The sequence below is a fragment of the Vibrio alfacsensis genome, from assembly GCF_019670485.1.
Lineage (GTDB): Bacteria > Pseudomonadota > Gammaproteobacteria > Enterobacterales > Vibrionaceae > Vibrio > Vibrio alfacsensis.
In genome coordinates, this window is sequence record NZ_AP024166.1 from 684,210 (window position 1) to 696,850 (window position 12,641).

A 12,641-nucleotide genomic window follows, 5' to 3' on the forward strand; every position below is an offset into this window, starting at 1 on the left:
TTGTACTGGCTAACTGGTGTATGTCGCCTCCATCAAAATGAATACGCATTTGCAAGTTTGATATGTGACGAAAATTATACAAAATCATGCAATTACATTCCCATTAATGAGAATTTAAGCTTCATTTCACTCTGTCTCATGTTAATCTAACCCCTTACCAATGAGATAGCTTGCATAGCAATACTTTTTGTATGGTCACTGTGCAACAAGGAAACATATGTCTTTAAGAGCAAAGCTAATATGGCCAATCTTCGTTTCAATGGCGTTCGTCTTTGTTGCTAATCAAGCTTACACATTCCACGCTAACAATGAGTCAATCAAAAACTCATTGTCTGCGCACGTTCAATCACACATAAATGAACACGCGCAATCTATCACATCGGCACTCGTATCTAACGACAAGCAAGAAGTTCATCGTCTGTTTAAGCCTTTCCTTACACAGCCTAATGTATCGAGCGTTAAACTGTATAACAAGGGAAATCATCCCATTGTCTCTTTGGCACATGAGAGCGTTGAGTCGTCTGATACATTCAACGAAACCTCGACAAGAATTCACCAATACATTGACAAAGTCACACAGCAGTACTGGTCCATATTTGAACCGATTATTTACCAAGAAGAACGACTAGGCACAGTTCATCTCACTTTATCTAAAGATCTAGTAATGCACGCGATAATTGATATCGGGTCTAAAATACCGCTCTTTGCGATCTTGTTAATTACAGTTAGTGTGACGCTATGTTTTTGTATTGAAAGAAAAATCATGCGACCAATTGCTCGGTTGGATCGGTCATTACAAGATTTTTCTGATGGTTTCGACATTAAAAATAAGCCGGAACCTAAGGGCAGCGATGAGCTCAGTCGTACTTTATCGCTGTTTAATTTGACGGCTGGTAAACGACAAAACAAAGAAAAACACTTACAAGCACGATTAGAAACATTAGAGCAGCAAAGCCTATTTGCACTCGATTTGTTTGACACTATTCCTAACGCACTGGTCATCACTGATAATAGTGGCCGTATCATTCGTTGTAACTGGTTAGCACAGAAATTGTTTGATATTGATAGAAATAATCTAGGCGAGCAGAATATCTGTCACTTCATCAAATTAAAGCCGCCGATTCAGATGAGCCTTCTTTTATCTAGAGGGTTGGAATACGATGACATTCATATTGAAAGTGAGAATACAGAACAGCAACTTAGCCTCTCGAGTCGACGTTTAACAAAACAGGGGTATTTGCTGTTTACTATTCAAGACATCACAGAGGTCGAAGAAGCCATTAATCGTCAACGTGTTGCTGGGCGTGTTTTTGAGCACAGCCAAGATGGACTCATTGTGCTTAATAATAAAGGCATTATTACAATGGCAAATCCGGCCGTCACCAAGTTTATTGGAGAAGCGGACCAGCTGGTTGGTCGATCTTTCATGAAAATGATTCCATGGAAACGACTCGAATTCATCATGCCGACCATTGTGGAATCCATCGATAATTACGGTATGTGGCAAGGCGAAATGATTGAAAAAAATCACAATGGCGTGCTAATCCCCATGTTTGTCAAAGTAAACCGTATCGCAAGAAGTGAAGATAAGCATGCATACGATCTTGTGATTATTCTTACCGACTTATCGAATGCGAAAGAAATGGAACGATTAGAATATCTCACTCATCATGATGAGTTAACTGGACTTGCTAATCGAACCAAATTTCACTTGGAACTTGATAAGTTGGTAACGATGTCGTCTTACTTGCGAGATGAGTTTGCAGTTCTTTATTTAGATCTTGATGGTTTTAAAGGAATCAATGACAGTTACGGTCATGATGCTGGCGATGAAGTGTTAAAGCAGGTCGCAAGTCGTATGAATGACGTGTCACGCTACGGTGATTTAAGCGCAAGGTTGGCAGGTGATGAATTTGTGATGATCGTAAAATCCATCAATTCGGAAGAAGTCACTCGCATCGCTAAACGTTTGCTTGATGTCATTTGCCAACCTATCTCATATCGAGGTGCTTCAATGGCTGTTGGTGTGAGTATTGGAGCAAAACTTGTCAGCATTGATGAAAGAGACCCAACGGCAATATTAAAAAACGCCGATACCGCGATGTATCAAGCAAAGAAAGCCGGAAAAGGCCAAATTATCGTGATCGGATGTGAATCCGATCAGACAGTTTAAAAATCGACGTTAAACCGATACACTATTTTGATTCGATCAAAAGGAATAAATAAATGAAAGTACTTGTTACAGGTGGTATGGGCTATATCGGCAGCCATACATGCATTCAAATGATTGAAGCTGGAATGACGCCAGTGATTTTAGATAACCTGTATAACAGTAAACCGACCGTCCTAGAACGTATAAAAAAAGTGTGTGGCACCAAGCCAGAGTTTATTCAGGCAGACATTCGTGATAAAGCGGCACTCGTTGAAGCGATGAAAACACACGGCATTGACGCTGTTATCCACTTTGCTGGTCTAAAAGCGGTAGGAGAGTCAGTCGCTAAGCCTCTTGAATACTATGATAATAACGTAAACGGTACGCTTGTATTAGTCGATGCTATGCGAGAGGCTGGGGTTAAATCAATGGTATTTAGTTCTTCAGCAACCGTTTATGGCGATCCCGCGTCAGTGCCAATTACTGAGGATTTTCCGACGAGTGCAACCAATCCTTATGGTCGCAGTAAACTTATGGTGGAAGAGTGTCTAACGGATTTCCAAAAAGCAAATCCTGACTGGAGTATTACATTACTTCGCTATTTTAACCCTGTAGGTTCACATCCAACGGGTGAATTAGGTGAAGACCCGCAAGGTATTCCAAATAACTTGATGCCATTTATCTCTCAAGTTGCGGTGGGACGTCGTGAGTTTTTATCGGTGTTCGGCAGTGATTATGCAACCAAAGATGGAACTGGTGTACGTGATTACATTCATGTCATGGATTTATCTGATGGTCATGTTGCCGCACTAGACAAAGTTGGAACGAAAACAGGTCTACACATCTTCAATCTAGGGACTGGTAACGGCTACAGCGTATTAGAAATGGTTAAAGCGTTTGAGCAAGCATGCGGCCAACCTGTGCCTTATCAGCTGGTGGAACGTCGCCCTGGTGATATCGCTGAATGTTGGGCGGATCCATCGAAAGCGATGAATGAGCTGGAGTGGAAAGCGACACGTACGCTGGAAGAAATGACAAGTGATACTTGGCGCTGGCAGTCAAATAACCCTCAAGGCTATCCAAACGCTTAAAACTTTAGGTTTTACAAAATCATTACAAAAGGCGCGTATTAGCGCCTTTTTTGATCTAAATCGGAAAAATAAGTAAAGTTCTGGTTAAAAGGTAGCGTCTATCAATAGAACTGCTAGACTACAGGCGACTTATAATTCGAGTCGTAAATTTACTTTCAGCTATTGGGGTCGTTCATGGAGCTTGGTTTAATCATCGCTTTCATCGTTGCAGCAGCAGTTATGGTGAAAAAAGAGATGGCAAAACAATAAACTTTCATTTTCCATACTTTTCTTAACATTTTTGAAATGAAAGCGCACAAAAAAAGCCAGCATTAAGCTGGCTTTTTAGTATTTGTAACACTTAAAATTCGTATTTGACACTAATGTTGTAGTTGCGCTCTGCCTGCGTTTTATCTCGGCTTAGCTCAGTCTCACCACGAACATCGTTCCACAAATGGTATTCTTCGTTGGTTACGTTCATCACACCTGCACGAACGGTCAAATCTTTCATTGGTTTGTAATACGCCGTTAAATCAACAACGGTTGCCGATGGCAATGCTGCTTGATCCTTGATACCGCCGTTATCACTATCCGAATTAATGTCGCTGCTCGACTTCTTCGCCGTGTAGTTTACTTTTAGGCTCGTTCCCCACAGATCATTTGGTGAGTCGTAGTTGACAGCGGCAACGGCATTCCAAGGATTAACACTGTTTAGTGGGTTACCATCGCCATCTTCACCTTCAGTATATGCTGCCGCTAGGCGCGTAGTCATACCTTTAGGCAAACTAGCAATAGCATGCAAATCTAGGCTATTGGAAAGCTCAACACCTTTAATTGTTGCTTCGCTAATGTTGATGAATGTGTATTCTGTTAAACCACCATTATCCGAAGACGTTTGCTCAATAAAATCCGTGTAATCACTGTAGTAGAACGCCACTTCCGTTGCAGATACTGCCGTATTATGGCGGTAACCTAACTCATACGATAAACTCTTCTCAGACTCCAAGTCTGGGTTAGGTCGGTTAGTGTAACCGTGTCCCGGGTTATCATAGGTATAGTAAAGTTCATCAAATGATGGCGCACGAAAACCTTGGCTAACTTGAGCAAATATTGTACCAGGTTGAGACAGCTTATACGTCGCCCCTAGTCGACCAGTAAAAGCGGAATCACTGAACTTTTCAAATGCTTCGTCAGATGTATCTGATGGATCAGTAGAGAAGTAATCGTAACGAATCCCCGGAGTCAAAATTAGCTTATCGTCAAGCAAGGCTATCTCGTCTTGCAAGAATAGCCCAAAGCTTTCTTCATTTGCGTCTGGTGTGTATACGTAAACTCTATCTGGCGTACTAGGATCTGAGTTAAACTCGCGATTCGTATTGCTGATGTCACTGTGTTTGTAAGACAGACCATAGACTAAGTAATGATTTTGAATCTCTTTATCAAGCTGAGTTTCAAATTCGATTTTATCTTCAGTATATTCGTAGTCTTTCTTCTGTTGGTTATCACCACTAGGCGGAACATAAGGAGGGAAACCTGGGCTTGCTTCTTTGAATCGATGAGTTACCCCATTTTCTTCTTTACTCGTCCACGTTAAATTAGACGAGATGCTGTCGGCAAAAACCTGATCCGCAAACCAAATGTGTTTAAGACCAAGACGATTTTGCTTGGTTGAATCTTCAGCATTAAAGTTTTTGTATGATGTACTCGCTATGTCTGAATCAGTTTGGTTATAAATGACTTCACCCAGGAACTCTAGGCGGTGATCCTCATTTAACTGGGATTGCAGTTTAATCAAAAGGTCGTTCTTGTAATAATCTTGTGACTCAACCGAATAGTTGTCGTACGGTGCTTTTGAAAAGTTTTGCAGTTCAGAGCCATCACGGCGGGTATACGCTACAAGCGCTTCTAGACTGTCAAAGCGCTTTGCGACAGCAATATGTTCACTAAAAGAATTGTCTTCAGAAGAGTAGGAAAGTTTTGCTTGGCCGCCAAAGTCTTTACCGTCTTTCAAAAAGTCGCTAGGGTCTTTGGTTTCAAATGCTACGACACCGCCGATAGCATCGCTTCCGTGAAGACTGGATGCAGCACCTTTTACGATCTCAACACTTTTTAGCATGTCAGGATCTACCGTAACGGCACTTGAATTAATGAAAGAGTAGGGACCACCGTCAAAAACACCAGGTTGGGAAGCGCCGTCCACGAGAATCTTGACGCGTTTTCCTTCCATGCCTCGAATATTGATACTCTGAACACCTTGTCGTTGAGTACCATTAACTGTCACGCCGGGTGTGTATTCAAATACATCATTAAGATCTTTAGCCATGTTATCTTCAAGGTCTTTTTCTGAGATAACAGCAACAGATGCAGCAACAGTATCCATTGTTTGATTAGTACGAGTGGCAGAGACGACCACTTCGTTAAACGTGGAATGTTCCTCTGCGTATGCGCCTTGTGAGATGGCTAACAAAATAGAAGTGGTTAATACGGATTTATTATACATTGATTTCAATACCTTAGATCCATGGTAGGTAAACACAAACGCGGTGAGTTTAATTTAGTTGAATGATAATTGCTATCATTATCACTCAAATTATCATTGGCAATGTAACCTAAATGATGTGGTAGTCTTTATTTATCAATCTGTTATATTGTTTTTAATGATTTTTTCATATGTTCACAAAAATTTTGTATCGTGACATACATCACAGCATGGAGGGGGTTACATGCAGAGCCCGATTACTTTAGAAGCACTTCATATCTTAGATGCGATTGATCGACGGGGCAGTTTTGCCTCCGCCGCCAATGAGTTAGATAGAGCCCCATCTTCTCTTAGCTATCAAATTCAAAAGCTCGAGCAAGATCTGGATATCATGATTTTCGATCGTTCAGGGCACAAGGCGCATTTTACAAAAGCAGGAAAACTCATTCTTGAACGCGGTAGAGCCATATTGCAAGCAAGTGAAAAACTGGTCGCCGATGCGACATTGCTTGCTAATGGCTGGGAGCTAGATCTTACCGTTGCGTTTGATGGCATCATTCCAATTAATAACTTCTTTCCTATGGTAGAAGCCTTATCAGACGTCAGTACAACGCGGGTTCGATTACAAGAAGAAATCCTAGCGGGGAGTTGGGAGTCGCTAAATAGTGGACGTGCAGATTTACTCATTTGTCCTGCTTTAGATGCGTTACCGCAGGATGTAAAAGCAGAACGAATTGGAAAAATGTCCATGATTTGGGTTGCGGCCAACAATCATTATGTTCACAAACGCAACGGTGAGTTCGATGAAGCGGCACGAGAGAAATACCGTGTGATCGCTATCGCTGATACTGCGAGGGAACAACCTGCACTCACCATGAACATCACTCAAAAACAGCCGAGGCTTACTGTAACGAACTTCCATGCAAAGGTCGAAGCGCTGGTATCAGGCCTTGGTATTGGCACTTTACCTAGCCAAGTGGCACAGGAATTCATTGAGCGGGGAGAATTAAAGCGAATTGATGGTACAGAAGAGCATTCATTGGATATTATTATGGCTTGGCGAAGAAACACCATGGGTGAGGCGAAATCTTGGTGTGTACAGTATTTAAAGAAAAACTGGGCACTAAAGTGACGGCGTCACTTTCTCAACACGCATTAGCCACGCCATAAGCTAAAAGCACGCGCCAAGCTAAACCAATGGACGCTTCTAAGGCGTCCATTGCTGAGCATTCAAAGACTTAAAAGATAGGAAACTATCAACTTATCAACTTCAGCTCGCTTGCCAATATTCGTTCATAAGAGGCAGGGCGATGACGTTTAATTCAGTGGTAACACCATATCTGCGGTCCCGTCACTAAATTGTACATCCAGTTCAAAACCCAAACTTTGAGCTAATGACAGCATCCCCCGATTCGTTGGCATCGTCATCCCGGACATCTGCGCAGTACCTTTAATTTTGCAGTAGCTGATGATTTTTTGCATCAGAACTTTACCCAGGCCTTTACCTTTTAGATCCGAACGAACCAATATCGCAAATTCCGCGTCGCTGTTATCCGGAGTAATTAATGCACGCGAAACACCAATAATGGATGGGCCATTATCATCAAAGGCCACCGCAACAAATGCCATTTCGCGGTCATAATCAATCTGTGTTAAGTTGGCCAAGGCTTCATGATTAAACTCGCCAACATCCGAAAAAAATCGGTTATACAGATCTTCTTTTGATACGCTATTGATAAATTGAGCGTGAATAGGCTCATCTTCTGGGAGAATCGGTCGCAGTAGAATAGGCTGGCCATCACGTAAGGTAACCGTTTCAACAAACTCTGCCGGAAATGGACGTATCGCAAGGCGCTGTTGTGCATCACCATCATACTCAGACAAGGTAATATCTGCATCGACAATACTTAAATCACTGCCTGACACAAGCACTGGATGGATATCCAGTCTCTGTATTTCTGGTAACTCTACCGCCATTTGTGAAATACGTACAAGAAACTTAGAAAACTCATCAATATTAAACGTCTCTTTGTTTCTTTGTAGACGGATCTTTCCAGACTTAAGTGCAATCACAATCAAATAACGTGCAAGTGCCATGTTTAAAGGCGGTAATGCCGCAACGGCATCTTGCATGATATTCCAATCGGAACCGCCTTGTCCTATTAGTATGACTGGGCCAAACACCTTGTCGACTTTAATACTAACTCGCAGTTCTTCGGCACTGCCTAGCTTAGCCATACCTTGAACGAGTAGGCCTTGCAAATTGGCCTGGGGGTAGCTTAGCTTCGCCGTATCAAGAATGGCTTGAGCGGCACTCGAGACCTCTTGGCTATTGCGTAGGTTAAGCGCAACACCATGAACATCCGATTTATGTGGAATGTCAGGTGAACGCAATTTAACAGCGACAGGATAACCAATGTTTTCAGCCATATGAACAACTTCGGATACTTCTGAAGCAATCCAAGTAGGGAGGATATTAAAGCCAAACTGTTCAAATAACGGACTATTTTGATGGGTATCTAACGACACTGTTTTTTTATCCAGTAATTGTTCTTTAATCCAATTTTTAGCGCTATCAACACTTGCGGTATGAAGCGGTTCTGCCGTGGTTGGAGTCTGCATTAATTGCTTTTGGTTTCTCCGGTACTCAACTAAGTGCATGTAGGCAACCGCAGCGCTTTCAGGGGTTCGATAAGTTGGTATACCAGACAGAGTAAACGCGAGTCGAGCATCCCGCGATGTTTGTTCACCAGACCAATTACTCAGAATGTTAAAATGCTTGTGTCTCGGATGAGCTTTGATGGCTTCAATCACGGCGTTTGCAGTGTCCGTTGAATCGGATACTGCTGATGGACTATGCATAATCAAAATGGCATCCGCACAGTCATTATTCATCAAGGTGGTAATGGCTCGAACATAGCGTTCTTTTGTTGCATCTCCGCCTAAGTCAATCGGATTTACACCTTGCCAATTAGCTGGTAGGGCTGCTTTTAATTGTTCAATCGCTTCGTCATCCAAAACAGCCAACTTTCCGCCTCGTTCTAGTAGAGCGTCTATCGCCATGAGAGCAGGTCCGCCACCATTTGTCACAATGGCAAGACGCTCTCCCCGAAGTGGGACAGAGTGAGTGAGTGTTTCAACGGCGGCAAACAGTTCATGAGTATTTTTTACTCTTAACATGCCAGTTCGACGAATGGCGGAATCATAGATGATATCAAGCGTATCTATCTCTGGGCTTCCAAGTACTTGAGCTTCAGGCGAGCGACCCGCTTTTAATACTAAAATCCGGCGATTACGAGATGCAGCACGAGCAGCAGACATAAATCTACGTGCGTCTTTTATCGATTCAACATACAACAAGATTGATTCTGTTTTTCCATCCATGCTCAAGTAATCAAGCAGTTCGGCGAAATCAATATCTTGCCCTTGTCCAATAGAGATAAAAGCAGAAAATCCGATATTTTTATCGTTAGCCCAATCGAGAACCGTTGTACATACAGAAGAGGATTGTGAAACGAACGCAATTTTGCCTGGTTTAGCCGCCACAGGAGAAAAAGAGCAATTGAATTGTTGCCACGGTAAAATAATGCCTAAACTATTAGGCCCCAAAACACGAATTGATAGGGAAGAGAGATCAAGATGCTCAACATCATCGGATATTACGATTGCAAATTCAGTGCCTCTTTCATCTAACTCTTTTAGTAATTGTTGATTTCGAGAAACATTTGTACAGAGAATCGCAATATCAGGCGTGTAGGGCAGAGCATCAATGCTCGGATAGGCGATAACGCCAGATACGGTTTTATATTTTGGTGTCACTGGCATAATCGCGCCACCAAACCCGGATTGAAGTAAATTCCGCATGACGATATGACCGGCACGGAGCGCTTTAGGTGAGGCGCCAATAACGGCAACAGAGTTAGGTTTGAACAGTTTTTGCAGTTTATTCATAGTGACTCCTTGCCGACGAAATGCTCATTTTTTGGACTGTCGTTTACGCCATGATAACGGAATATGTTGCTCTTTAAATATGGTTGGCTCAGACAATTGCGCAAATCTAAACCAACCATGTGGAGTTTGTGCCACTCATCACATCAAAATTGAAGATTATTGTCTTTGGTGCTTGATAAAATAGCCGGCTATCGGCATGATTTATTGTAATATTTACTCAGAGCTTTTGTTACTTCATGAAAAAAATCTCAATCATTGGTTTAACGGTACTGCTTTCGGCTTGTGCATCGGAAACTTACATCACAGACGTTAGCACAGAAAGCTACCGAGAAGATTACCAATCTCAAGCCATCTCAAAACCAGTCATGTCGACCGATAATGTAGTAGAAGAAGACGTCAAGCCAACTTATGTTGAGACGACGCCAAAGCCTGAACAAAGTAATGCAGCGGTACAGCCTCCAAAAGAGCAAGCAAAACCAGTACAGATTGTGCCACCAAGCGAACAGCAAGCAGCAGTCCAACGTTTTGGTTATACAATCCAAGTTGTTGCCGTGGGTAGCCAAGCAAAAGTTGACCAATTTGCACGTCAGTTGCCACAAAATGACCAACCAATTTGGGAAAACTACAAAATTGTTAATGGGACTAAATGGTTCTCTGTTCTTTATGGAGACTACGCTACGAGCGCAGAAGCAAAACAGGCAATCATGCGTTTACCAGAGCAATTCCAACAGCTCAAGCCATTTGTGAAGAGCATCGATGCCATTAAAAATTCAGCGTATCCAACACTTAACAAACTGAATTAGAATTCAAAAAAGGGAGCTGAAATGGCTCCCTTATTTTTTGTTCACTTCCTACCCGAACAGTGTTTCTAACAGTAAAATTACTGTACGTTATCACGCAAAAGTTTATCATACTGAACAGTATCTTTTGGAAATCACGGAAAGATTGATTCATGATTAAAAATATTCTTCTACTTTGTGGCGGCGGCTCATCAGAACACGAGATCTCACTGCTATCAGCGAACTTTGTAGAGCAGCAATTAAACCTCATTGAGAATATCAATGTTACACGCGTCGAAATCAAAAATGAAGGTTGGGTGACTAACCAAGGTGAATTGGTTTACCTAGATTTAAACTCCAAGCAATTGTGCTCTGACAACTTAAATCTGACGATTGATTTCATCGTACCGTGCATTCACGGTTTTCCTGGTGAGACTGGTGATATCCAATCGATGTTTGAGATTGCAGGTATTCCTTACCTAGGCTGTGGGCCTGAAGCAAGCAGTAATAGTTTCAACAAAATCACCTCTAAGCTTTGGTATGATGCAATCGGTATTCCCAATACACCATATCTCTTCTTAACTCGTAATGATGACCAATCACATCAACAAGCATTAGCAGCATTTGATAAATGGGGTAAAGTGTTCATCAAAGCGGCAAGACAAGGTTCATCCGTTGGGTGTTACAGTGTAACTGAAAAGAGCGATATTTCTCGTGCGGTGAACGATGCATTTGGTTATTCAGAGCAAGTGCTTGTAGAAAAAGCAGTAAAACCACGTGAACTAGAAGTCGCAGCCTATGAAATGGATGGCCAACTTCACATTACCAAGCCTGGTGAAGTCATCGCGCCAGACGGAGCATTTTACTCATACGATGAAAAATACAGTAGTTCAAGCCATTCATTAACGGAAGTTGAAGCAAAAGACCTCACTGAGGCTCAATCTCAAGCAATTTTGAACGCATCAAAAACTGTATTTACTCAGATGAATCTGCGTCATCTTTCACGAATTGATTTCTTCCTGACTGAAGATGGTGAAATCTATTTAAATGAGGTGAACACATTCCCAGGAATGACGCCAATCTCGATGTTTCCTAAGATGCTTCAAAACAATGGCCACAAATTCCATGAGTTCTTGGAAAGTTGTATTAAGAGTGCAATCTAGCTAACGTTAGCTTCATACATTTTGTGGTAAATATAAACTCAACTGAGCATTATTCTTTCGCTTACATCGAATGCGCGATTTGAATAATGCTTAGCTACGATTATTATTTAAACAACGTATTGAAAGAAAGTTCAGTGGTATGGCAATTTCTAATTATAGAGGCTATAACCTCCAATCTAGCGGTTCCGACGGCAGCGTTTGGAGAGTTAAAATCAAAAACCACGTTTTACAAGGTAGTTTAGCGGCGGTAAAAAAGAGTATAGATTGGTGGTGTGACACGGCATCGATTATTGATCCAAAAGAGTTTTCATCTTTAGGGCAACGAAAGCAAAGTGCCGCAAATCCACTGTCTGAAGTTTTTAATGGCTACACGATAAAGAACGATACTGGCGAACCAAACGCTTGGTACTGCATGTTCAATGGCAAGTTGATAAAAGGTGGGAAAACTGCTATTCAACGCCATATCGAAGCTTATTTGATTGCAAAGCAAAAAGCGATGCAAGCTCAAGCACAGCAGCAAAAGAAGTAAATCTATGACACTCGTATATTCAACAGAAACTGGTCGAATCAAACCAGAAGAAGAGAAAGTCGAACGTCCTAAAGGCGACGGCATTGTCCGAATCCAACGCCAAACCAAAGGCCGTAAAGGTAAAGGGGTTTGTATTGTCACTGGATTAGATCTTGATGATGCGCCTTTAAAATTACTGGCCGCCGAGCTTAAGAAAGTTTGTGGTTGTGGTGGTTCAGTTAAAGATGGCACTATCGAGATTCAAGGTGATGCTCGTGACAAGATCAAAGCACACTTAGAGAAAAAAGGAATGACGGTAAAACTTGCCGGCGGTTAAACCAAGCAAGATGACCAACGTTTATAAGAGCGCCATAGTTTGGCGCTTTTTTACGTCTTAATCTTTTCTTCACGCGAGTTGATGAACTGAGTGCGACATAGAAAAAAGTGCATTTGTGACTACAAAGCAAAAAAACGAACCGAGATAACTTAAAGAGCCATATTTATAAACGCACAAGCCAATCTCTGAATAGACATTGGCT

The 12,641-nt window shown here is 41.9% G+C and carries 9 protein-coding genes; 7 read left to right on the forward strand and 2 right to left on the reverse strand.

The genetic code is table 11. From position 1 onward, the window contains the following. Positions 1-217 precede the first annotated feature (217 nt). Both VA249_RS17510 and galE read left to right on the forward strand, forming a co-directional pair. Positions 218-2,173 carry a diguanylate cyclase domain-containing protein gene (locus tag VA249_RS17510; protein WP_221072048.1) on the forward strand — a complete coding sequence of 652 codons (1,956 nt, stop codon included), beginning with the start codon at positions 218-220 and terminating at the stop codon, positions 2,171-2,173. Positions 2,174-2,226: 53 nt separating this feature from the next. Further along, entirely contained in the window at positions 2,227-3,243 is a 1,017-nt protein-coding gene (galE, locus tag VA249_RS17515; RefSeq protein ID WP_221072050.1) for a UDP-glucose 4-epimerase GalE, read from the forward strand. Positions 3,244-3,583: 340 nt separating this feature from the next. Here the strand turns inward: galE and VA249_RS17520 are convergent, their stop codons facing one another. Then, positions 3,584-5,722 (reverse strand): TonB-dependent hemoglobin/transferrin/lactoferrin family receptor, encoded by a 2,139-nt coding sequence (locus VA249_RS17520; RefSeq protein ID WP_221072059.1) that lies wholly within the window; start codon positions 5,720-5,722, stop codon positions 3,584-3,586. Between the two features lie 223 nt (positions 5,723-5,945). Between VA249_RS17520 and VA249_RS17525 the strand changes: the two genes are divergently transcribed. Beyond that, positions 5,946-6,833 carry a LysR substrate-binding domain-containing protein gene (locus tag VA249_RS17525; protein ID WP_221072060.1) on the forward strand — a complete coding sequence of 296 codons (888 nt, stop codon included), beginning with the start codon at positions 5,946-5,948 and terminating at the stop codon, positions 6,831-6,833. Positions 6,834-7,018: 185 nt separating this feature from the next. Here VA249_RS17525 and VA249_RS17530 read toward each other — a convergent pair whose 3' ends face one another. Further along, complete coding sequence (locus tag VA249_RS17530; protein WP_221072062.1) at positions 7,019-9,652, reverse strand: bifunctional acetate--CoA ligase family protein/GNAT family N-acetyltransferase; 2,634 nt, start codon at positions 9,650-9,652, stop codon at positions 7,019-7,021. A gap of 236 nt (positions 9,653-9,888) precedes the next feature. Between VA249_RS17530 and VA249_RS17535 the strand changes: the two genes are divergently transcribed. The 4 genes from VA249_RS17535 (at position 9,889) to yciH (ending at position 12,439) form a co-directional block, all read left to right on the forward strand. Continuing rightward, positions 9,889-10,455: an SPOR domain-containing protein gene (locus VA249_RS17535; protein ID WP_221072064.1), complete on the forward strand. Its 567-nt coding sequence runs from the start codon at positions 9,889-9,891 to the stop codon at positions 10,453-10,455. 149 nt (positions 10,456-10,604) lie between these two features. Next, positions 10,605-11,594, forward strand: a complete 990-nt coding sequence (locus VA249_RS17540; protein ID WP_221072066.1) for a D-alanine--D-alanine ligase — start codon at positions 10,605-10,607, stop codon at positions 11,592-11,594. Between the two features lie 139 nt (positions 11,595-11,733). Then, on the forward strand, positions 11,734-12,123 hold the full coding sequence (locus VA249_RS17545; RefSeq protein WP_211917268.1) for a DUF3319 domain-containing protein: 390 nt from the start codon (positions 11,734-11,736) through the stop codon (positions 12,121-12,123). 4 nt (positions 12,124-12,127) lie between these two features. Further along, positions 12,128-12,439 carry a stress response translation initiation inhibitor YciH gene (gene yciH / locus VA249_RS17550; RefSeq protein ID WP_211917266.1) on the forward strand — a complete coding sequence of 104 codons (312 nt, stop codon included), beginning with the start codon at positions 12,128-12,130 and terminating at the stop codon, positions 12,437-12,439. The last annotated feature ends 202 nt before the right edge of the window (positions 12,440-12,641 follow it).

Bases quoted from the DNA above. Each gene is read 5' to 3' on its own strand.
- VA249_RS17510 (WP_221072048.1), top strand. From the start codon at position 218: ATGTCTTTAAGAGCAAAGCTAATATGGCCAATCTTCGTTTCAATGGCG.
- VA249_RS17540 (WP_221072066.1), top strand. From the start codon at position 10,605: ATGATTAAAAATATTCTTCTACTTTGTGGCGGCGGCTCATCAGAACAC.
- VA249_RS17520 (WP_221072059.1), bottom strand. From the start codon at position 5,722: ATGTATAATAAATCCGTATTAACCACTTCTATTTTGTTAGCCATCTCA.
- VA249_RS17545 (WP_211917268.1), top strand. From the start codon at position 11,734: ATGGCAATTTCTAATTATAGAGGCTATAACCTCCAATCTAGCGGTTCC.
- VA249_RS17530 (WP_221072062.1), bottom strand. From the start codon at position 9,652: ATGAATAAACTGCAAAAACTGTTCAAACCTAACTCTGTTGCCGTTATT.
- VA249_RS17525 (WP_221072060.1), top strand. From the start codon at position 5,946: ATGCAGAGCCCGATTACTTTAGAAGCACTTCATATCTTAGATGCGATT.
- yciH (WP_211917266.1), top strand. From the start codon at position 12,128: ATGACACTCGTATATTCAACAGAAACTGGTCGAATCAAACCAGAAGAA.
- galE (WP_221072050.1), top strand. From the start codon at position 2,227: ATGAAAGTACTTGTTACAGGTGGTATGGGCTATATCGGCAGCCATACA.
- VA249_RS17535 (WP_221072064.1), top strand. From the start codon at position 9,889: ATGAAAAAAATCTCAATCATTGGTTTAACGGTACTGCTTTCGGCTTGT.